Annotated in this window: 19 protein-coding genes; 13 read left to right on the top strand and 6 right to left on the bottom strand. The window is 73.6% G+C overall.

Features of this window, described 5'->3' with window-relative positions; translation table 11 throughout:
- Positions 1 to 71 precede the first annotated feature (71 nt).
- Positions 72 to 500, bottom strand: a complete 429-nt coding sequence (locus IE241_RS25095; RefSeq protein WP_190024094.1) for a DUF6542 domain-containing protein — start codon at positions 498 to 500, stop codon at positions 72 to 74.
- A gap of 293 nt (positions 501 to 793) precedes the next feature.
- On the opposite strand from IE241_RS25095, the gene IE241_RS25090 reads away from it, so the two are divergent.
- Positions 794 to 1213: a hypothetical protein gene (locus IE241_RS25090; RefSeq protein WP_190024093.1), complete on the top strand. Its 420-nt coding sequence runs from the start codon at positions 794 to 796 to the stop codon at positions 1211 to 1213.
- A gap of 70 nt (positions 1214 to 1283) precedes the next feature.
- On the opposite strand, the gene IE241_RS25085 is transcribed toward IE241_RS25090, so the two are convergent.
- Both IE241_RS25085 and IE241_RS25080 read right to left on the bottom strand, forming a co-directional pair.
- The gene (locus tag IE241_RS25085) at positions 1284 to 1928 is read right to left on the bottom strand and encodes a response regulator (RefSeq protein WP_190024092.1); all 645 of its coding nucleotides are present in this window, start codon (positions 1926 to 1928) and stop codon (positions 1284 to 1286) included.
- Positions 1892 to 3211 carry a sensor histidine kinase gene (locus IE241_RS25080; RefSeq protein WP_190024091.1) on the bottom strand — a complete coding sequence of 440 codons (1320 nt, stop codon included), beginning with the start codon at positions 3209 to 3211 and terminating at the stop codon, positions 1892 to 1894. Before IE241_RS25080 ends, IE241_RS25085 begins: the two co-directional genes overlap by 37 nt.
- 289 nt (positions 3212 to 3500) lie before the next feature.
- On the opposite strand from IE241_RS25080, the gene IE241_RS25075 reads away from it, so the two are divergent.
- The 5 genes from IE241_RS25075 to IE241_RS25060 all read left to right on the top strand — a co-directional run bounded on the left by IE241_RS25075 (position 3501) and on the right by IE241_RS25060 (position 9142).
- Positions 3501 to 3842, top strand: a complete 342-nt coding sequence (locus IE241_RS25075; RefSeq protein ID WP_229899768.1) for a hypothetical protein — start codon at positions 3501 to 3503, stop codon at positions 3840 to 3842.
- A gap of 49 nt (positions 3843 to 3891) precedes the next feature.
- The gene (locus tag IE241_RS25070) at positions 3892 to 5037 is read left to right on the top strand and encodes a thioredoxin family protein (RefSeq protein ID WP_190024090.1); all 1146 of its coding nucleotides are present in this window, start codon (positions 3892 to 3894) and stop codon (positions 5035 to 5037) included.
- A 177-nt stretch (positions 5038 to 5214) separates the two neighbouring features.
- Positions 5215 to 6627 carry an OFA family MFS transporter gene (locus IE241_RS25065; protein WP_190024089.1) on the top strand — a complete coding sequence of 471 codons (1413 nt, stop codon included), beginning with the start codon at positions 5215 to 5217 and terminating at the stop codon, positions 6625 to 6627.
- Positions 6624 to 6737: an MFS transporter small subunit gene (locus IE241_RS35095; RefSeq protein WP_444545154.1), complete on the top strand. Its 114-nt coding sequence runs from the start codon at positions 6624 to 6626 to the stop codon at positions 6735 to 6737. The genes IE241_RS25065 and IE241_RS35095 overlap by 4 nt, the downstream gene beginning before the upstream one ends.
- Positions 6738 to 6904: 167 nt before the next feature.
- The gene (locus tag IE241_RS25060) at positions 6905 to 9142 is read left to right on the top strand and encodes a HelD family protein (RefSeq protein ID WP_190024088.1); all 2238 of its coding nucleotides are present in this window, start codon (positions 6905 to 6907) and stop codon (positions 9140 to 9142) included.
- Between the two features lie 499 nt (positions 9143 to 9641).
- Here IE241_RS25060 and IE241_RS25055 read toward each other — a convergent pair whose 3' ends face one another.
- On the bottom strand, positions 9642 to 10160 hold the full coding sequence (locus tag IE241_RS25055) for a hypothetical protein (protein WP_190024087.1): 519 nt from the start codon (positions 10158 to 10160) through the stop codon (positions 9642 to 9644).
- A 150-nt stretch (positions 10161 to 10310) separates the two neighbouring features.
- On the opposite strand from IE241_RS25055, the gene IE241_RS25050 reads away from it, so the two are divergent.
- From IE241_RS25050 to IE241_RS25030, 5 genes are all read left to right on the top strand, one after another.
- Positions 10311 to 11063, top strand: a complete 753-nt coding sequence (locus IE241_RS25050; protein ID WP_190024086.1) for an HAD family hydrolase — start codon at positions 10311 to 10313, stop codon at positions 11061 to 11063.
- Positions 11060 to 13444 (top strand): glycoside hydrolase family 65 protein, encoded by a 2385-nt coding sequence (locus tag IE241_RS25045; RefSeq protein ID WP_190024085.1) that lies wholly within the window; start codon positions 11060 to 11062, stop codon positions 13442 to 13444. The genes IE241_RS25050 and IE241_RS25045 overlap by 4 nt, the downstream gene beginning before the upstream one ends.
- Before the next feature lie 130 nt (positions 13445 to 13574).
- Positions 13575 to 14756 carry a MalY/PatB family protein gene (locus IE241_RS25040; RefSeq protein WP_229899766.1) on the top strand — a complete coding sequence of 394 codons (1182 nt, stop codon included), beginning with the start codon at positions 13575 to 13577 and terminating at the stop codon, positions 14754 to 14756.
- 126 nt (positions 14757 to 14882) lie between these two features.
- The gene (locus IE241_RS25035) at positions 14883 to 15320 is read left to right on the top strand and encodes an Rrf2 family transcriptional regulator (RefSeq protein WP_190024083.1); all 438 of its coding nucleotides are present in this window, start codon (positions 14883 to 14885) and stop codon (positions 15318 to 15320) included.
- 42 nt (positions 15321 to 15362) lie between these two features.
- Entirely contained in the window at positions 15363 to 16370 is a 1008-nt protein-coding gene (locus IE241_RS25030; RefSeq protein ID WP_190024082.1) for a quinone oxidoreductase family protein, read from the top strand.
- 18 nt (positions 16371 to 16388) lie between these two features.
- Here IE241_RS25030 and IE241_RS25025 read toward each other — a convergent pair whose 3' ends face one another.
- A complete protein-coding gene (locus tag IE241_RS25025) occupies positions 16389 to 16592 on the bottom strand; it encodes a cold-shock protein (protein ID WP_190024081.1) in 204 nt (67 codons plus the stop codon).
- Positions 16593 to 16875: 283 nt separating this feature from the next.
- Here IE241_RS25025 and IE241_RS25020 point away from each other — a divergent pair, with 283 nt between their 5' ends.
- Positions 16876 to 17994 (top strand): GNAT family N-acetyltransferase, encoded by a 1119-nt coding sequence (locus IE241_RS25020; RefSeq protein ID WP_190024080.1) that lies wholly within the window; start codon positions 16876 to 16878, stop codon positions 17992 to 17994.
- Positions 17995 to 18063: 69 nt separating this feature from the next.
- The gene (locus IE241_RS25015) at positions 18064 to 18801 is read left to right on the top strand and encodes a dienelactone hydrolase family protein (protein WP_190024079.1); all 738 of its coding nucleotides are present in this window, start codon (positions 18064 to 18066) and stop codon (positions 18799 to 18801) included.
- 87 nt (positions 18802 to 18888) lie between these two features.
- Here the strand turns inward: IE241_RS25015 and IE241_RS25010 are convergent, their stop codons facing one another.
- Positions 18889 to 19440, bottom strand: a complete 552-nt coding sequence (locus IE241_RS25010) for a hypothetical protein (protein WP_190024078.1) — start codon at positions 19438 to 19440, stop codon at positions 18889 to 18891.
- Positions 19441 to 19717: the final 277 nt, after the last annotated feature.

Raw genomic sequence — 19717 nt, 5'->3', positions numbered from 1 at the left:
TCGGGCGGCCGCGGCCCGCGCCGGGGGAGCGGGTCCGGCCGTCGGGGCGGTAGGGCTCGCGGCGGTAGGGCTCACGCATGGCAGGCCCGCCTCCCCCGGCCGGGGCGGAAGGTGCGCACGGCCAGGACGAGAGCCGCCACGGCCTCGGCCGCCACCATGGCGGGGAACGTGTCGAGGGCCCAGTGGGCGGCCGCGGCGAGGGTGTCCCCGCCACCGCCGGCGCCCGTTCCCGGAGGGGCCGCGACCAGCTGGGCGCCGACGGCCACCGCGGCGATCACCAGAGGCGGTGCGGCGAGCACCCACCACGCGTGCGCACGGGCGCACAGGACCGCGGCGAGAGCGGTGGCGGCCGCGGCGGAGAGCGCGAAGACCCAGCCGAGGCCCGCCCCGGCCGCTTCGTCCACCGCGGCACCGGCCAGGAGCAGCGCTCCCGGGGCGAGCAGGGCCGTTCCGGCCCGCCGCGTCCGCTTCCCTGGCGTCTCGCTCCGCCTACGGCCCATACGTGCTCCCCATCGGTCCGGCCGCCGCACCCGCGACGACCTCGCAACTTTCACAGTTGCGCAATATAGCAAGTGTTATTTCCGGACTGCCGCACGGGTGCCGGGCGCGCGGCCCGCGGAAGGCGAAGTGTCCACGGCCGGCGCCTCCCGGGAACGTATCGTCTCATTCGCCGGGACCGTACCAATAACAGTGGTTCGAAGGGGAGTTGGCGCGGAAAATATGAATTCCCCGGAAAAATTCCATGTGAACGACCGGACCGCAGAAGAACGACCGGATCGCAGAAGGGTGGGCCATGACACTCGACCCCAAGCGCCACCTCCCCCGCGCCGCCGCGGCCGCGCTGCTCGGCGCCGCCGTGCTCTCCCTCCTCACGGCCCCGGCGGCCGCCAAGGGTGCGATGGAGATCACCGCCCCCGGTCGCCCCGTCCGCACCGGGCAGGCCCTGCGCATCAGCGGGGACGGCGACGACGACGGGGCGCCGTACCTGCGCGCCTGCGTCCAGGAACGTGTGCTCGGAACGGCCTCGTGGCGCACGGTCGGCTGCGGCCGGACGGTGTCCTCCGGCGCCGGCGCGACGGTCGAGACGAATGTGCGGGCACGGCGCCGGGGCGCCCTGCAGCTGCGGGGCGTCCTCTACGGCCTCGACGCTCCGGGGGACCCGCATCCGGACGTGGTGCGCAGCTCACCGGTCCGGATGGTCCGCATTCACTGACCCGGCATTCACCGACTCGGTATTCACCGACTCGGCCGGAAGCCGCGCCCCGGCAGCCGGGGCGCGGCCGTCAGGCATTGAGGTAGGCCAGGACGGCGAGGACGCGGCGGTTGCTGTCGCTGTCCTGCGGCAGCATGAGCTTGGCGAAGATGTTGGAGATGTGCTTGGCCGCCGCGCCCTCGCTGACGCTCAGGCGCTGCGCGATGGCCATGTTGGAGCAGCCTTCGGCCATGAGCTCCAGGACGTGCCGCTCGCGTGCCGTGAGGGCGCCGAGGGGCTCGTCGCGCGCGTGGCTGACCATCAGCCGGGCGACCACCGCGGGGTCCATGGCGGTGCCGCCGGCCGCCACCCGGCTGACGGCGTCGATGAACTGGTCGTTGTCGAAGACGCTGTCCTTGAGCAGGTACCCGATGCCGCCGGTGCCGTCGGCCAGCAGCTCCCTGGCGTACATCTGCTCGACGTTCTGGGAGAGCACGAGGATCGGCAGGCCCGGCATGTCACGGCGGGCCTGCAGCGCGGCCTGGAGGCCCTCGGTGGTGAACGTCGGAGGCAACCGCACGTCCACGATCGCGATGTCGGGCCGGTGCTCGGCGAGGGCCGCGGACAGATCCCGTCCGTTGTCCACGGCGGCGACGACCTCGAAGTCGTAGGCCTCCAGGAGCTGGATGAGCCCCTGCCTCAGGAGGAAGAGGTCTTCGGCGAGGACAACGCGCACGGTATCTCCATTTTCGTCACGGTCGGGCCGCCCACGGGGCTGCTGATGTCCAGGGTTCCGTCAAAAGCCGCCAGGCGGCGGCGGATGCCGTGCAGCCCGGTGCCGCGGCCGGCGTCGGCACCGCCGCGGCCGTCGTCGGCGACGCGGGCGTACAGCACGTCCTGCCCGTGCCGGAGCTCGATCTCGACGCGGTCCGCCCCGGAGTGCTTCAGGGCGTTGGTCAGGAGCTCCGACACGGAGAAGTACATGGCGGATTCGACCGGCGCGGGCAGCCCGCCCGGGACGTCCGTCTCCACCGCGACCTGGAGCGGGCTGTCGATGCCCAGGGCGCGCACGGCGTCGGCGAGGCCGCGCTCGGCGAGCACGGGCGGGTGGATGCCACGGACGAGGTCGCGCAGTTCCCGGAGCGCGAGGACGGAGGACTCGCGCGCTTCGCGCAGCAGCCGCCGCGCCTCCTCCGGCTTGCGGTCCATGTTCCGCTCGACCGCACCGAGGGTGAAGCCGAGGCTCACGAGCCGGGCCTGGGCGCCGTCGTGGAGGTCCCGTTCGATACGGCGGAGCTCGGCCGCCTGGGTGTCCAGCGCGGTGGTCCGGGTCTCGGCCAGGTGCCGTACGCGGGAGGCGAGCACGGTGTTCTCGGTCGGGCCGAGGAGGAAGCGGGTGAAGTAGGCGTGCGCCTTGAGGGCCGGCCGGCCGGTCCACGGCCAGGCCAGCAGCAGGCCGCTCGCGGCCGCCAGGGCGAGGAGGGCGCTCGGCCGGCTGTCGACGGTGATGAAGCAGTACCACCAGCCGGTGCCGTTCGCATCGAGCAGGGGCCGCCAGAGGCCGGCGCCCACCACGAACCCCTCCAGGGCGTAGCAGAGCACGGCGGCCGGCAGGAGGCCGACCGTCCCGACCGCGGTGTCGAGCAGCAGCCACAGCAGGTCGCGCCAGGTGGCGGGGTCGGTGAGGATCCACTGGCGGCGGCGCATCCAGCCGACGATGTCCTTCTCGAACTCCCGTGGCTGCGGCCGGTAGGGGACGGCGACCGGGACGCCCACCCGGCCGGCGGCGCGGCGGTTGAGGTTGCACAGCCGGCGCACCCCCTTGGTGACGACGGGCAGCGCGACGGCGCCGATGCCGATGACGAAGAGGGTCACGAAGTAGGCGGTGACGAGGAAGAGAGCCAGGGCCGCCATCGCCCCGGCGGCGATCGCCGCTCCGACCGCCGTGTCGCCGCCCGCGCGGCGGACCCGGGCGCGCCACGCGCCGAGAGCGTCGGTCAAGGTCCCGGCCGTCCTCATCAGGATGGGTGATCTCCGTATCCGCATGCTATGTACAGCCGATCGATGTCCACAATGCGCCTGCGTGAGAGGCCTGTTGGAGACGGGTCCCGGGGAGACGGGTCCGGTCGGGATGGGAGTAGAGGTTTCTCCACCTCCCGGCACCCGTTTCCTCTCCCTTCCGGGCTCAGCCAGCTTGGTTCCGCCGGGGAGCGACCGTCGGTAGCGTCGGCAGTGATGCGGGCCGCTGCACGGGCGGTGCGGACCCACGAGGGCGCCCGTCAAGGTCGCGTCCCAGCCGGGAGGATCCATGGTGCTGCATTCGATTCGCCGCACGGCCGGCCGCCTCGGCGGAGAACAGCCGCCCCGGGCACAGGCGGCGGGGTGTTTGCAGGCCGAGCCGGATCTGACGGCCCGGGTCCTGCCCGACGGCCGCCTGGAGCTGTTCTCGCCGCGCGCGGGCCTCCGGCACCGGTGCGGGCCGCTGGGCACGTCGATGTGGATCGCCCTGCGGCAGAACGGCTGGGATCCCGCGCGGGCGGCGGCGGAGCTCGCCCCGCTCTGGGGCGGCGACGAGGACGGGATCCGCGACGAACTGAACGGGTGGGTGGACGAGTTCCTCGCCTCGGGGCTGCTGACGTACGGGCTGTGATGACGCGCCAGGCCCGGGTGACTCGGCCCCGACGCATAGCATGGGGCGCATGCATGCGCGTCTGATCCCGTTTCCGGAACAAGGCCTTCCAGGCACCGTCGTCCGCTACACGGAGGGCGGGGGCGAGCCCGTGGAGGTGGAGGCGCGCGGCCAGGTGGCCCTGTCCTCCGGCTCCCGGCTCGTCTACGTGATGGACGCGGCCGATGCCGAGGCGACCGACAGGGAGGCCCTCGCGGACGGCCTCGCCGGGCTGCCGTCCGACGCGTTCGTCGTCGCCGACCTGGGCGGCGCCACGGACGACATGCTCCGGGCCGTCGCGGGGCAGCGGGCGCTCAAGACGCTCGTGCTGTCGGGCGAGTTCACCGACGAGGGAGTCGCGGCGCTGCGGGACATGCCGGAGCTGACCGACCTGGTGCTGGAGTCGGCCCGGTTCACCGGGGCGGGACTGGCCGCACTCGCGGGGTCGGCGACGGCCGGTTCCCTCGACACCCTCGTCCTCAGCGGCACCACGGCGTTCGAGCCCGCGTCGCTCGCCGTCCTGGCAGAGGCGCCGCACCTGGCCTCCCTCGCCTTCGAGGGCGTCCGCGTCGACCACGCCCTGGCCGACGCCCTCATCGCGCTCACGCCGCGGCTCGCCGAGGTGTCGGTGGCCGAGCGCCCCGGTCACGACCTCGCCCTCGACGTACTGGAGCGGCTGCTGGCCGCCGGGCTCAGCGTCAACGGGATCTCCGCCCCGCCGGAGAACGCCGTCCTCTTCGCCCGCGCCGCGGCCGAGGCCGCGGACGCCGGGGAATTCGAGGAGGAGGACTTCGAGGAGGCGGGAGAAGAAGAGGGGGAGGAAGAGGAGCAGCCGCAGGAGCGTGGCGTGCTGCGCGAGGTCGTCGACGAAGCCGAGCTGGACCGGCTGCTCGCCGGGCCCGTGCCCGTCCTGGTCGACCTGACCGCCCCGTGGTGCGGCCCGTGCTCCCTGCTCACCCCCGTCCTGGAGGACGTGGTCGAGGCCTGCGGCGACGCCCTGACCGGCGTGAAGATCGATGTGGACCGGGCCGGCTGGGCGCAGGAGCGGTTCGACGCGATGGGCGTGCCCACCGTCATCCTGCTGCGCGAGGGCAGGGAGAGCTTCCGCTTCAGCGGTGTCGTCTCCGGTGCCCGGCTCACCGGCTGGCTGGCCGCAGTGGGGGTCACCGCCGGCTGAGCGGCTCGACGCCGTCCGGTGCGGTTCGGCCGCGCCCGAAGGGGCGCGGGGAACTGCGCGACCGGCTACGGTGCGCCTGCAGGTGAAGCACCCGGCTGCCGGTGAAGGGCTCACCCCCCGGCGGCCGGTTCTCCCGCGGTCTGGGCGCAGGCCCCGAAGGCGCTGTAGCGTCCGTCCATGCCTGCCCGATCCGGTGTCGTCGCACCGCCGGGGTGGAGCCGCTGGCTGGTCCCGCCCGCTGCGCTGTCCATTCACCTGGCCATCGGCCAGGCCTACGCCTGGAGCGTGTTCAAACCGCCGCTGGAGTCCTCGCTGGGCCTGTCCGGCACGGCCTCGGCGCTGCCGTTCCAGGTGGCGATCGTGATGCTCGGCCTGTCGGCCGCCTTCGGCGGCACGCTCGTGGAGCGCAACGGCCCGCGCTGGGCGATGTCCGTGTCGGCCGTGTGCTTCTCGTCCGGCTTCCTGGTGGCCGCCCTGGGGGCGGCCACGCGCCAGTACTGGCTCGTCGTGGCCGGTTACGGCCTCATCGGCGGGATCGGCCTGGGCATCGGCTACATCTCGCCGGTCTCCACGCTCATCAAGTGGTTCCCCGATCGCCCGGGCATGGCCACCGGCATCGCCATCATGGGCTTCGGCGGCGGTGCCCTGATCGCCTCGCCGTGGTCGTCCGCGATGCTGTCGCACTTCGGCACGGACCCGTCCGGCATCGCGCGGACGTTCCTGGTGATGGGGGCGGCGTACGCCGTGTTCATGACGCTCGGCGTGCTGCTCGTACGGGTACCGCCCGATGACTGGCGGCCGCCCGGAGCCGACCGGGCGACGGGAGCCGACCGGGCGGCAGAGGCCGGGCAGGCGGCGGCCGCCGCGCCGTCCCGGGCGCTCGTCACGAGCGCCCGTGTGTCGGCCCGCAACGCCCTGCGCACACCGCAGTTCTGGTGCCTGTGGGTCGTTCTCTGCGCGAATGTGACAGCGGGCATCGGCATTCTGGAAAAGGCCGCCCCGATGATCACGGACTTCTTCGCGGACTCCTCCTCCCCCGTGGGTCCGGCCGCCGCCGCGGGATTCGTCGGCGTGCTCTCGCTCGCCAATATGCTCGGCCGGATCGTCTGGTCCTCCGCGTCCGACCTCACCGGCCGCAAGAACGCCTACCGGCTCTATCTCGGCGCGGGTGCGCTCATGTATCTCGTCATCGCCGTCGTCGGCAGTTCGTCCAAGCCGGTGTTCATCGCCTGCGCCGGCGTGGTGCTGTCGTTCTACGGCGGCGGGTTCGCCACCGTGCCCGCCTATCTCAAGGACCTCTTCGGGACGTACCAGGTCGGTGCGATCCACGGCCGGCTGCTGACGGCGTGGTCCACGGCCGGGATCCTCGGGCCGCTCATCGTCAACTCCGTCGCCGACGCCGGGAAGTCCGCAGGCCGGACGGGTCCCGGCCTCTACACGACGTCCTTCCTGGTCATGATCGGGCTGCTGGCCGTGGGCTTCGCGGCCAACGAGCTCGTCCGCCCCGTGGACCCGCGCCACCACGAGCCGGCCGGCGACGGGGGCCGGCCGCCGGCGGAGGCCGTACCGGAGAAGGGAGCGGGGCTGTGACACCCGTGCGCAAGGCGGTGCTCGTGCTGAGCTGGCTGTGGGTGGGGGCGCCTTTCGCCTACGGAGCGTATGAACTCGCCTCAAGGCTTCGGCAATTGTTCACCGGGTGAGCACCCGGGAAAGACCCCCCGGAAAGCAGGAAATCCCTCGGCCGTATTGACGGGCGAGGGATTTCTCTGCGTATATTGGATGTTTCCCTGCCTTGCGCAAAACAGGGCAGGGGGAAGCTTGATGAGGCCATCGTATCCCGGCGGGAGCTGAATTGTCAATCGCGGACATGCGCAACGAGCAAGAATTCATCGATCTGCTCCACGAACGCCTGGCCGAGCTGCGTGCCGGAGCCGAGGCGTCGGTGGCGCAGGCCCTGGCGCAGGGCGGCAGCACCTTCCAGGCGCGCCTGGAGCGCGATGTCATGGTGGCCGAGCAGTCCGGGCTGCTCTCCGCCTTCAACGCCGGCGAGCGGGGCCTGTGCTTCGGCCGGCTCGCCTTCCGGGACGGCCGCGACCACCACATCGGCCGCATCGGCATCCGGCGCGACGACGCCGAGCGCACCCCGCTCGTCATCGACTGGCGCGCCGAGGTCGCCCGGCCGTTCTACCTCGCCACCGGGCACACCCCGATGGGGCTGCGCCGCAGGCGGCACATCACCACCGAGGGCCGCCGCGTCACCGCCCTGCACGACGAGATCCTCGACCTCACCGACGCCGAGCGCACCGGGCACGAGGGCTCCGACGCCGACGCCGTGCTGCTCTCCGCCCTCGACGCGGCGCGCACCGGCCGGATGCACGACATCGTGCAGACCATCCAGGCCGAGCAGGACCGCATCATCCGCGCCCCGCACCGCGGCGTCCTCGTCGTCGAGGGCGGGCCCGGCACGGGCAAGACGGTCGTGGCCCTGCACCGCGCCGCCTATCTGCTGTACGCCCACCGCGAGCAGCTGTCCCGGCGCGCGGTGCTGATCGTGGGCCCCAACCCCGCGTTCCTGGGCTACATCGGCGAGGTGCTGCCCTCGCTCGGCGAGACGGGCGTGCTGCTCGCCACGCCCGGCGAGCTCTTCCCCGGCGTGACCGCGACCGGGACCGACACGCCGCGGGCCGCCGAGGTCAAGGGCGCCGCCACGATGGCGGACGCCCTCGCGGCGTACGTCCGCGACCGGCAGACCCTCCCCGACCCCGTGATCGTCATCGACCACGAGGACGGCGAGCTGCTGCTGGACGCGGACATCGCCGCAGGTGCGCGGCACCACGCGCGCGCCACGAAGCTGCCGCACAACCTCGCCCGGCCGTACTTCGCCTTCCACGTCATCGACGCGCTCACCACGCAGCTCGCCGACCGCATAGGCGCGGACCCCTACGGCGGGCCGAACTTCCTGGGCCCCGACGACATCGCCCAGCTCGGGAAGGCGATCGCGGCCAGCAGCGCGGTGCACGCGGCGATCGAGGAGCTGTGGCCCGCCCTCACGCCCCAGCGGCTGATCGCGGACTTCCTCGCCGACCCCGTCCACCTCTCCGAGGCCGACGCCGAGGCCGTCCGGCGCGAGGGCGGCGCCTGGACCCCCGCCGACGTCCCGCTGCTGGACGAGGCCGCCGAGCTGCTCGGCGAGGACGACTCGGCCGCGCGCGCCGCCGCCGAGGCCGAGCGGCAGCGGCAGGTCGCCTACGCCCAGGGCGTGCTCGACATGTCCTACGGGTCCCGCACCCAGGAGTTCGAGGACCGGGAGGACGAGGACTCGGAGGTGCTGGCCGCGCACGACCTCGTCGACGCCGAACGGCTCGCCGAGCGCCACGAGGAGGAGGACCACCGCAGCGCCGCCGAGCGCGCCGCCGCCGACCGCACCTGGGCCTTCGGCCACATCATCGTGGACGAGGCGCAGGAGCTGTCCCCGATGGCGTGGCGGCTGCTGATGCGCCGGTGCCCGACGCGCTCCATGACGCTGGTGGGCGACCCGGCGCAGACCTCCGAGCCGGGCGGCTGCGGCGCGTGGCGGACGGTCCTCGAACCGTACGTCGGGGACCGCTGGGAGCACGTGCGGCTCGGCGTCAACTACCGGACGCCGGCGGAGGTCATGGAGGTCGCTGCGGGCGTGCTGCGGTCCGCCGACCCGTCCTTCGAGCCGCCGCGCTCGATCCGCTCCACGGACGTACGCCCCTGGGCGCTGCACACCGGCGACCTGCCGCGTGCGGTCGCCGGAGCCGTGGCGCGGGAACTTCCGGAGGAGGGCCGGCTGGCGGTGATCGCCCCGCGGGCCCACCACGCGGCCCTGTCCGAGGCGCTCCCGGACGCCGCCCACGGCCCGGCACCGGACCTGACGCGTCCGGTGGTCCTGCTGGACCCGCGGCAGGCCAAGGGTCTGGAGTTCGACGCGGTCATCGTGACGGAACCGGCGGAATTCGGCCTGAGCGACCTGTACGTGGCCCTCACGCGCGCGACGCAACGCCTCGGAATCGTGCACACCGGCACGCTCCCGGCAGGGCTGAACGCCCTGCCGGCCCACCCCGGCGTGGCCACGCACTGAACCGCCCGCTGAAGCGCCGGGGCGGGCGGCGCCGCCCGCCCCGGCCCGGCGGCACGTCCGCAGGACGGAATTGGCGCCCAGCACGCGAATCCCCGCCGCGACGGCGAGCAACCCCCGCGAAGCGGACCGGCGGTGCCGAGCCGTGATCAGCCATGGCTGAGGACGGCCCGGCACCGCCGGACACCACCGCGGGGGTTACTCGCCACGGCGGCGGATCCAGATGCCAGGGCATCAGGACAGACACGGGCCCACTCCGGAACCCCCCGGCCGAGGCCGGCCCGGCACCGCCGGACACCACCGCGGGACGACTCGCCGTCGCGGCGGAGGGTTCTTACCCGGCAACGCACCGGGTGCGTTCCCCCGCGGCGGATCCAGGTGCCGCGGCACCTGGAAGAACCGGGGTGCCGCGCACCGGACCTCCGCCGCGGGGCGGCGACCCTGATGGCGCGGCGCCGAGCCGGATCAGGCGCCGCGCGCCGAACCGGCCCCGCGCCGGCGGTCAGGCGCCCCCCGCCGGGGCTTCGTTCCACGCGCCCGTGACGGCCGCCACGACCACCGAGCCGATCACGATCAGACGGTGGGTCAGCGCGTCCAGCTGCTGGCGCTGGGCCGGGGGCAGGTGCCACTCCTCCCACCACGTGACCTGTTCCTGGGTGCGCGGCGCAGGCGACTCCGCGGCCCAGGCCTCCCGCAGGTGGGCGGCGAGCGGGGCCACGGCGCGCGCGTGCTCCGCATAGGCGGAGATCAGCGCCGTCATATGACTGGTCGGCAGATGGGCGTACCACTGGTTGCGGACGTTCTCGGCGAGAGCCGCCACGTCCTCCAGCCACAGCACGTGCTGGGTGAGCCACCCCTGAGGGTCGGCGCTGCGGGGCATGTCCGGCAGCAGGCGCGGCTCCACCGCATCGCGGTGGGCGAGGAACGTCCGGCCGAGGGCCAGCTCTTCGTCGTGGGGGATCCAGACGCGCTCGCCCAGGGCGACCGCGGCGGCATCGACAGCATCAACAGGATGGGTCATTTGATCACTTTACGGGTCTGAACGGAGCACTCCGCACACGTCCGCCCGGGCGTACACGGCCTTCGGGTGGACGGGAACGGCTGCTGGGCGACGGGCGCAAGCGAGTGTATGCGCCGGGCGCGCGCCCGCCCCACGGGGCATCATGGCCGCATGACGAGCCTCGGCCTTCCCGAGTCCATCCGCGCCTGCCTGTTCGACCTCGACGGGGTGCTCACCCGGACGGCGACCGTGCACGCGGCCGCCTGGAAGGAGATGTTCGACGCGTTCCTCAGAGCGCGGGACGGGGAGGGCTTCCGCCCCTTCGACGCGGTCGAGGACTACGACCGGTACGTGGACGGCATGCCCCGCGCGGACGGCGTGCGTTCGTTCCTCGCCTCGCGGGGTATCCGGCTGCCCGAGGGAGATCCGGACGACCCGCCGGAGCGGGACACCGTCCAGGGTCTGGGCACCAGGAAGAACGCGATCGTCCTCGAGAAGATCAAGGAGATGGGCGTGGAGGCCTTCGAGGGCTCGGTGCGCTACGTGCACGCCGCCCGCGCCGCCGGCCTGCGCCGGGCCGTCGTCTCCTCCAGCGCCAACTGCCACGACGTGCTCGTCGCGGCGGGCATCGACGGCCTTTTCGAGGTGCGGATCGACGGCGTGGTCGCCGCCGAGCGGAAGCTGCCGGGCAAGCCGCACCCGGACACCTTCCTGGAGGCGGCCCGCGAGCTCGGGGTGACCCCGGCCCGGGCGGCCGTCTACGAGGACGCTCTGGCGGGCATGGAGGCGGGCCGGGCGGGCGGCTTCGGCTACGTCGTCGGCGTCGACCGCGTCGGCCAGGCCGAGGCCCTGCGCAGCCACGGCGCGGACGTGGTCGTCCAGGACCTGGAGCAACTGCTGGGAGAGGCGGGCGAGCACACGTGATCACCCATCCGGCCTACGCCGTCGAGCCGTGGTGCCTGCGCGAGACGGAGCTCAACCTGGAGGTGCTGCCGCAGAGCGAGTCCGTCTTCGCCCTGGCCAACGGCCACATCGGCTGGCGCGGCAATCTGGACGAGGGCGAGCCGCACGGCCTTCCGGGCTCGTACCTGAACGGGGTCTACGAGCTGCGCCCGCTGCCGTACGCCGAGGCCGGGTACGGCTATCCGGAGTCCGGGCAGACGGTCATCGACGTCACCAACGGCAAGGTGATCCGGCTGCTCGTCGACGACGAGCCGTTCGACCTGCGCTACGGCAGGCTCCTCCATCACGAGCGGGTGCTCGACTTCCGCACCGGCCTGCTGTCCCGCACGGTGGAGTGGACGTCGCCCTCGGGCCGCACGGTGCGGGTGCGCTCGACGCGGCTGGTGTCCTTCACCCAGCGGGCGGTCGCGGCCGTCGCCTACGAGGTCGAGCCGGTCGACGGCGAGGCGCGCATCGTCCTGCAGTCGGAGCTGGTGGCCAACGAGCAGCTGCCCCGCGCCGGCGGGGACCCCCGGGTGGCGGCCGTGCTGGAGTCCCCGCTGGTGGCGGAGGAGCACTCGGCCGAGGAGGGCGTGCTGCGCCTGGTGCACCGGACCCAGCGCAGCGGGCTGAGGGTCGCGACCGCCGCCGTCCACGCCGTGGACGGCCCGGCGGAGACGCGGTCGTACTCCAGGAGCAGCGCCGATCTCAGCCGGTACACCGTCACCTCGGTGCTGCAGCCGGGCCGGCGGCTGCGGCTGGAGAAGACCGTCGCCTACGGCTGGTCGGGCACCCGCTCGCTGCCGGCGATGCACGACCAGGTGGACGCGGCGCTGGCGGGCGCGACGAGCACGGGCTGGAAGGGGCTGTGCGCCGAGCAGAAGCAGTACCTGCAGGAGTTCTGGGACCGCGCGGACGTCGAGGTCGACGGCGACGCCGAGATCCAGCAGGCCGTGCGGTTCGCGCTGTTCCACGTGCTGCAGGCGGGTGCCCGCGCGGAGTGCCGGGCCATCGCCGCGAAGGGCCTGACCGGCCCGGGCTACGACGGCCACAGCTTCTGGGACACCGAGACCTTCGTCCTGCCCGTGCTCACGTGCACCGCGCCGCTGGCGGCCGCGCAGCCACTGCGGTGGCGCCACGCCACCCTGCCCGCCGCGCTCAACCGCGCCCAGCAGCTGGGCCTGAAGGGCGCGGCCTTCCCCTGGCGGACCCTCAACGGCGACGAGTGCTCGGCGTACTGGCCGGCCGGTACGGCGGCGTTCCACGTCAACGCGGACATCGCGGACGCCGTGGTGCGCTATCTGCTGGCCACGGGCGACACCACCTTCGAGCGGGAGGTCGGCCTGGAGCTGCTGGTCCACACGGCACGGCTGTGGCGCTCCCTGGGCCACCACGACCACCAGGGGAAGTTCCACATCGACGGGGTGACGGGCCCGGACGAGTACAGCGCCATCGCCGACGACAACGTCTACACGAACCTGATGGCGCAGCAGAACCTGCGGGCCGCGGCGGACGCCGCCGAGCGCCACCCGGACCTCGCCGCGGGCTTCGGGGTGGACGACGAGGAGACGGCGGAGTGGCGGGACGCGGCGGCGCGGATGGCGCTCCCGTTCAACGAGGCGCTCGGCGTGCACGAGCAGTCCAACGGCTTCACCGGCCACCAGCAGTGGGACTTCGCCGGTACCGCTCCCGACCAGTACCCGCTGATGCTGCACTTCCCGTACTTCGACATCTACCGCAAGCAGGTGATCAAGCAGGCGGACCTGGTCATGGCCATGTACCTGCGCGGGGACGCCTTCACGGAGGAGCAGAAGGCCCGGAACTTCGCCTACTACGAGCCGCTGACGGTGCGCGACTCCTCGCTGTCCTCCTGCGTCCAGGCCGTCATGGCCGCCGAGGTGGGCCAGCTGCGGCTGGCGTACGACTACCTGGGCGAGGCCGCGATGATGGACCTGTCCGACCTGGAGAGCAACACGCGCGACGGCGTGCACATCGCCTCGCTCGCGGGCACCTGGATCGCGCTGGTCGCCGGCTTCGGCGGGCTGCGCCACTGCAACGGCTCGGTCGGCTTCGCGCCGAAGCTCCCCGAGCAGCTGGGCCGGCTGGCGTTCACGGTGCAGGTGCTGCAGCGCCGGCTGCGCGTCGAGATCACCGGGCAGACGGCGACGTACGAGCTGGTGGACGGCGACGCCCTGGAGGTCGAGCACTACGGGGAGCCGATGACGCTCAAGCAGGGCGCGGTGGTGAGCCGGAAGGTGCCGCACGTACCCGACACCCCCGCGCCGCCGCAGCCGGCGGGCCGGCAGCCGGCGCACCGCGGCTGGGCGCCGGGGCGGCAGGAGGGCGGGGCGGCGGAGACGTGAGGGCCGCGCGGCGCCGGGCCCGGTCCCGGGCCCGGCTCGAATGCCCCACTACCGGCGCCGCCCCGGCGTTCGGACAATGATCTGCATGTCCGATGACTGCGTGTCCGATGCCCGCACATCCGATGCCCGCGTGTCCGGTTTCCCCGCGTCCGGCGACGGGGGCAATCCCCTGCGCCGGCTCTCCCTCGGCGAACTGCGGCGCCGTACGAGCGCGAAGTGGCGCACCTATCCGGCGGACGTCCTGCCGCTGTGGGTGGCCGAGATGGATGCGATGCCGGCCGGCGCGGTGACGCGGGCCCTGACCGGCGCGCTCGCCCTGGGCGACACCGGCTATCCCTCCTCCGGGACGGCGTACGCCGAGGCCCTGGACTCCTTCGCCAGGAAGCGCTGGGGCTGGGACGGCCTGGCGGTCGAGCGGACGGCGGCCGTCGCGGACGTGATGCGCGGCTCGGTCGAGATGCTGAAGCTGGTGACCGGTCCGGGTGACGCGGTCGTCGTCAGCCCGCCCGTGTACCCGCCGTTCTTCGGGTTCGTGGAGCACGAGGACCGGCGCGTGGTCGAGGCCCCGCTGGACGCGGACGGACGGCTGTGCCCGAGCGCCCTGGAGGATGCGTTCCGGCGGGCGGCGGCGGGCGGGCGGCGGGCCGCGTACCTGCTGTGCAATCCGCACAATCCGACCGGCGCGGTGCACACCCGCGCCGAGCTGACGGCGGTGGCGGAGCTCGCGAACGCCTACGGGATACGCGTCGTCTCCGACGAGATCCACGCGCCGCTGGTGCTGCCCGGCGCGCAGTACGTGCCGTATCTGTCGGTGCCCGGCGCGGAGAACGCCTTCTGTCTGCTCTCCGCCTCCAAGGCCTGGAACCTGGCGGGCGTCAAGGCGGCCGTCGCCGTGGCGGGCCCGGCCGCGGCAAACGAGCTGGCCCGGCTGCCCGAGATCGTCGGCCACGGCCCCAGCCACTTCGGGGTCGTGGCGCACACCGCGGCGCTGCGGGACGGCGGCGACTGGCTCGACGCCGTCCTGACGGCGCTGGACGAGAACCGGAGACTGCTCGGCGAACTGCTGGAGCAGCACCTGCCGGAGATCCGGTACATGCGTCCGGAAGGCACCTACCTGGCGTGGCTGGACTGCCGGGCGCTCGGGCTGGGCGACGACCCGGCGGCCGTCTTCCTGGAGCGCGGCCGGGTCGCGCTGAGCAGCGGCATCCCCTTCGGCACCGGCGGGGCGGGCCATGTGCGGCTGAACTTCGCCGCCTCGCCCGAGGTGCTCACCGAGGCGGTGCGCCGGATGGCGGCGGCCGTGGGGCGGTGAGGCGCGGGCTCCGGGGCGGGCGCGCAGCCGGGGCCGGCGGAAGAGGATCTTGACAAGCCCGGTGTCGTAACTGAAATAGTTACATCGCCGGGCCGGTGAACCGCCCGACGGATCGAGGAGGATGTCATGGCCGCGAACAGCCGGCTCACCGTCGCCGTCCACGTACTCACCTGGATGGCGCTCGTGAAAGGCCGCGGCCGGGACGTGGTGACCTCGGATCAGATCGCCGACAGCGTCAACACCAACCCGGTGGTCATCCGGCGGAGCCTGGGCGAGCTGCGCAAGGCGGGCCTGGTCGAGGCCCTGCACGGGGCCGGCGCGGGCTGGCGGCTGCTGCACGAGGCGGACGCCATCACCCTGCTGGACGTCTACCGGGCCGTGGAGACCGAGCCGCTGTTCGCCCTCCACCGGGCGGAGCCCAATCAGAAGTGCCCCATCGGCGCGGGCATCCGGCCGGCCCTGGAAGAGGTCTACGACGGGGCCGAGGCGGCCGTGCGCAGCACCCTCGGCGGCACCTCGATCGCCGACGTCCTGCGGGGCACGCTGGCCGGCCGGGCCGGCTGACGGCCGGAGCACCGGCCGCACACGAACGAACCAGGGAGAGTCATGCGCGCGATCCAGTACGGCAAGCACGGCGGCTACGACGAACTGCGGCTGGTCGATCTGCCGGTCCCCGAGCCGGAGCCCGGGCAGGCCCTGGTCCGCATCACCTACGGCACGGTCAGCCCGCTGGACAACACCGTCCGGGCGGGGCGGATGTCACCGGACCTGCACAAGCCGCTGCCGATCGTGCCCGGCGGGGCGGCCGTCGGCGTGGTGGCCGATCCGGGCACGTCGGGGCTGGCCGCAGGCGCCCGGGTGGCCGTCACCGGGATGGGCCGGGGCCTGAGCGTGGACGGCACCTGGCGCGAGTACGTCGCGGAGCACCCGAGCGCCCTGTCCCCCGTCCCCGACGGGGTGACGGACCGGCAGATGGCGGCGCTGCAGGCGGGTGCCGGGCACGTCACCGCCTACCTCGCCCTGACCGAACTGGCCCGGATACGCCCGGGGCAGAGCGTGCTCGCGCCGGGCATCGGCGGGGCGGTGGGCATGGGGACCGCCCAGGTGGCCGCCCAGCTGGGGGCGTCCCAGGTGATCTCCACGGCCGGCAGCACCGCCAAGGCCGAACAGGCCCGCGCGGCCGGCTTCGCCCACGTCGTCGATCTCTCCCGGGAGACCCTGCGCGAGGGTGTCGCGCGCCTGACCGGCGGCAAGGGCGTGGACGTGGTCGTCGACGGCGTCGGCGGCCCCCTGCTGGGCGACGCCCTCGCCTGCCTGGCCCGGGGCGGGGACTACGTCTGCGTGGGCTACGCCGGCGGCACGCGCGGCACCGTCGACGTGACGGACCTGATCTGGCGGACCGCACGGGTCCACGGCTACATGTTCAACATGTTCGCGCCCGCGACGGCGGCCGCCGCGCGGCGCACGGTGACCGGCTGGCTGGCCGAGGGCCGCTTCGACCCCGTCGTCGCCCGGGAGTTCCCCCTGGAGGAGGCCGCCCGGGCGCAGCGTCACCTCATCGAGGAACGACCGTTCGGGCGCGTCCTGCTGACCGTCTCCGAAAACGGCCGGTAGGGCGGGGGCAGGGGCCCCTCACTCACGGACGACGTTTTCCGCCTGGGGCCCCTTGGGGCCCTGGGTGACGTCGTAGGAGACGCGGTCATCCTCGTGCAGTTCCTTGAAGCCCTGCGTCTGGATGGCCGAGAAGTGGACGAACACGTCGGGGCCGCCGTCGTCCTGCGCGATGAAGCCGAAGCCCTTGTCCGCGTTGAACCACTTCACCTTGCCTGTTGCCATGTGATTCCAGTCCTTCGTCCTTCTTGCACGGCGCGACGGGCTCGACGCGCCGACCGCGGCCGGTCACGGCCGGCCCGGTCCCTCACCTTTCCCCTCCCGACGGGCGGAGATGCCCTCCGTTTCCCTCTCTTCACCCCTTCGGAGGGAATGCCGCCGCTTCCCGTCTCCCGTCCTCGTTTGCCCCATTTGGCGGCGCGGTCCCGCTATATTCGACGACCGGGAGCGACGGGCGGCGACGGCCGGCGCTCCGGGTGTCCGTGACCGCAGCGGCGGAAAGGACCAAGTGATCGGCTCGTACGCGTACGCATCACTGCCGGAAGCGACCGCACACCATCCCCTGGCCCCGGCGCGCGGCCTGTACAGCAGCGACTCCTGGCTGGAGCTGCTGCACGGGCACGGCCACCGGTACCGCTGGCTGCTGATGTGCGCGCGGGAGCGCGCCGCGGCCCTGACCCCCCTCACCGACGGCCCGGCCGTGCAGACCGCGCGCTACCACCCGGGCTTCCTCCTCCACGGGCGGCTCCCGGCCGAACGCTGCGTCGTCGCAGGCCCCCGCACGGGCTATCTCAACGAACTGCGCTACGGGCCGGAGAGGCTGCCGGCCGACGAGGTCGCCGAGGGCCTCCTGGCCCCCGGGGAGCGGGAGCCCGCGCCCGAGGCCGCCCTCCTGCCGTATCTGCCGAGCGGGCCCGCGGCCGCCTTCGAAACGGCGGGCCACCCGGCGGGCCTGATCGCCTGGGACGCCTGGCTCGACGTCCCCGGCACCGGCTTCGACGGCTATCTCGCCGGGCTGGAGAAGACCCACCGCCATCAGGTGAAGGACGACCTGCGCCGGTACACCATGGCGGGCCTGGCCTTCTCCACCCGCCCGCTGACCGGCCCCGACGACGACACCGGCGACCTGCTCGCGCTGCACGAGCGCATGTACGGCTCCGTCTACGACCGGCCGGGCTCGCGCTTCTCCCGCTATCTGGCCCGCTGCGCCGAGCTCCCCGGCGCCTATGTCGTGCGGGCCCGGCTCGCGGGCCGCACGGTCGGCTGCCACCTGGTCTTCCACTACCGCGACGTGCTGTGGGTGCGCCTGATCGGCGTCGACGAGTCCCGCCCCGGGACGCGCGGCTGCTACTTCGGCCTGATGTTCTACGAGCCGCTCCGGCTCGCCCACGAGCTGGGGGCCCGCGCCGTGCACCTCGGCATCGGCACGTCCCGGGCCAAGTCGCGGCGCGGCGCGCGGCTGGAGCCGCTGTGGACGGTGGCCGTCACCGCCGGCGGCCGGGCGCGCGACCGGGCACGGGAGGGGCTCGCCGCGCGGGCCGTGGACCTGCCGGATCCCACGCCCGAGGGGGACGGCCCCGCGCCGGGCTCGCCGTCCGCGTGGGCCCGGCCGTCGTGGGCGGGGTGACACGGCCGCGCCGCGGATCCGGCCGGTGTTCGATGGCGGAGGAAGTCGTTCCTGACGTAACGTCGCGGGATGGCCGAACTCGTTGATCTGTCGGAGCTCGCCGTCCGGCACGGCGGGGCCCCGGGGCTCCGCGGCCATCTCGCGCGGCCACCGGGGGAGGAACCCCGGCCGGGCGTGGTCGTCCTCTTCGAGGCGGTGGGCGCCGACGCCGTCAACCGGCGGCTCAACGAGCGGATGGCCGAGGCGGGTTACCTGGCCCTCATGCCCGACCTCTACCGCGGCCGCTCCCCCTACCGCTGCCTGGTGCCGGCGATGCGGTCGCTGTTCTCCGGCCGGGGGCCGGTGTACGGGGACATCGAGGCCGCCCGGCAGCGGCTGCTGGCCGATCCCGGCTGTACGGGGAAGGTCGGTGTCATCGGGTTCTGCATGGGCGGCGGCTTCGCCCTCGTCCTCGCGGGGCAGGGCCGTTACGCCGCGGCCGCGGCCAACTACGGGAGGCCGCCCTCCGATGTGGATGCGGCGATGCAGGGCGCGTGCCCGGTGATCGCCCAATACGGCGCCGAGGACCGGGCGTTCCGTGGCTACGCGGGCCCGCTCAGGGAGGCCCTGGAGCGTGCGGGCGTCCCGCACGAGGTCACGGTCCATCCCGGCGCCGGGCACTCGTTCCTCAACCACGCCGACAACGTGCCGCCCTTGCTGCGGCCGGTGATGCGCGCCGTCATGGGCATCGGCCCGGAGCCGGCGTCGGCCGCGGACGCCTGGCGGCGCATCGAGGCGTTCTTCGCGGAGCACCTGGCCGCGGACTGACCCCCGGGGTGCGCGCCCGGGCCCGGCCAGGGCGCGCTCCTGGCCGGGCCGGACCTACGGCTTCGTGCAGCGAGGGTCCAGCGTGGCTCAGCGCCCGGCGCGGACCGTCTTTCCGAGGGCCGCGGGCGTCTTGCAGGCGATGTCGGTGCCGACCGAGTGGACGCCGTCCTTCTTGGCCTGACCGCCCTGGTACTCGTAGTACAGGTAGGTGTAGAACTCGATGCGGCGGCTCGGGCCGCAGGCCGAGTCCGCGGCGACGTTGTAGGTCAGGGTCACGGTGCGGCTGGCGCCGGGGAGGATCGGCACGGCGTAGTTCATCGAGCCGCTCTGCTTGCCCGTGACGTTGCAGCTGGTCACGTCGCCGGTGCAGGAGGCGAACGCGTACTTCAGCGCGGGGTCCTGCGAGGTGCTCCACGTCGGCTGTATGGACTGGTACACGAACTGGGTGTTCGTGGTCTGGTCGTTGGTGAACTTCAGCGTGATGCTCACCGTGGAACCGGGCGTCGCGGACGCCTTGTCGACGGTGACGGTCATCGGAGGGGTGTCGGCGGCGGAGGCCGGCTGGGCCAGGCCCATGAGGGCGACGACAGAGGCGAGGGTGGCGGACAGCCCGAGGCGTCCGAACAGTGATCTGCGCATGGCCCGGGAGAGTAGACAGGCACTTCGCTTCCTGACTGCACCGCAGGGTGAGGACCGGCCACGCGCGAGAAGGCCGCCGAGGCCTCCGGAGCAGGTGTGGGCTGTGAGGCAGTGGTTCCGCAGGTGCAGGAGTTGGCCGGGAAGCGCTGCCGGGACGGGTGTGACGGGGCGTTCGAATGGCCGACGGGCGGTACCGGAGGACCCCCTATCGGCCAGAGCGGCCGTGCCGGGGGCACGCGCCACGGGCACGGACCGCAAGGCCCCGCGGGGAGGCCGT

This window comes from Streptomyces hiroshimensis, from assembly GCF_014650335.1.
Taxonomy (GTDB): Bacteria; Actinomycetota; Actinomycetes; order Streptomycetales; family Streptomycetaceae; genus Streptomyces; species Streptomyces hiroshimensis.
This window is presented reverse-complemented; position numbering and strand designations above follow the sequence as displayed.

Excerpts from the sequence above, each read along its gene's own strand:
- IE241_RS25080 (WP_190024091.1), bottom strand. The coding sequence starts at position 3,211 with ATGAGGACGGCCGGGACCTTGACCGACGCTCTCGGCGCGTGGCGCGCC.
- IE241_RS25095 (WP_190024094.1), bottom strand. The coding sequence starts at position 500 with ATGGGCCGTAGGCGGAGCGAGACGCCAGGGAAGCGGACGCGGCGGGCC.
- IE241_RS25015 (WP_190024079.1), top strand. The coding sequence starts at position 18,064 with ATGGCCGAACTCGTTGATCTGTCGGAGCTCGCCGTCCGGCACGGCGGG.
- IE241_RS25035 (WP_190024083.1), top strand. The coding sequence starts at position 14,883 with ATGGCCGCGAACAGCCGGCTCACCGTCGCCGTCCACGTACTCACCTGG.
- IE241_RS25070 (WP_190024090.1), top strand. The coding sequence starts at position 3,892 with ATGCATGCGCGTCTGATCCCGTTTCCGGAACAAGGCCTTCCAGGCACC.
- IE241_RS25075 (WP_229899768.1), top strand. The coding sequence starts at position 3,501 with ATGGTGCTGCATTCGATTCGCCGCACGGCCGGCCGCCTCGGCGGAGAA.
- IE241_RS25060 (WP_190024088.1), top strand. The coding sequence starts at position 6,905 with ATGCGCAACGAGCAAGAATTCATCGATCTGCTCCACGAACGCCTGGCC.
- IE241_RS25025 (WP_190024081.1), bottom strand. The coding sequence starts at position 16,592 with ATGGCAACAGGCAAGGTGAAGTGGTTCAACGCGGACAAGGGCTTCGGC.
- IE241_RS25030 (WP_190024082.1), top strand. The coding sequence starts at position 15,363 with ATGCGCGCGATCCAGTACGGCAAGCACGGCGGCTACGACGAACTGCGG.
- IE241_RS25050 (WP_190024086.1), top strand. The coding sequence starts at position 10,311 with ATGACGAGCCTCGGCCTTCCCGAGTCCATCCGCGCCTGCCTGTTCGAC.
- IE241_RS25010 (WP_190024078.1), bottom strand. The coding sequence starts at position 19,440 with ATGCGCAGATCACTGTTCGGACGCCTCGGGCTGTCCGCCACCCTCGCC.
- IE241_RS25090 (WP_190024093.1), top strand. The coding sequence starts at position 794 with ATGACACTCGACCCCAAGCGCCACCTCCCCCGCGCCGCCGCGGCCGCG.
- IE241_RS25065 (WP_190024089.1), top strand. The coding sequence starts at position 5,215 with ATGCCTGCCCGATCCGGTGTCGTCGCACCGCCGGGGTGGAGCCGCTGG.
- IE241_RS25055 (WP_190024087.1), bottom strand. The coding sequence starts at position 10,160 with ATGACCCATCCTGTTGATGCTGTCGATGCCGCCGCGGTCGCCCTGGGC.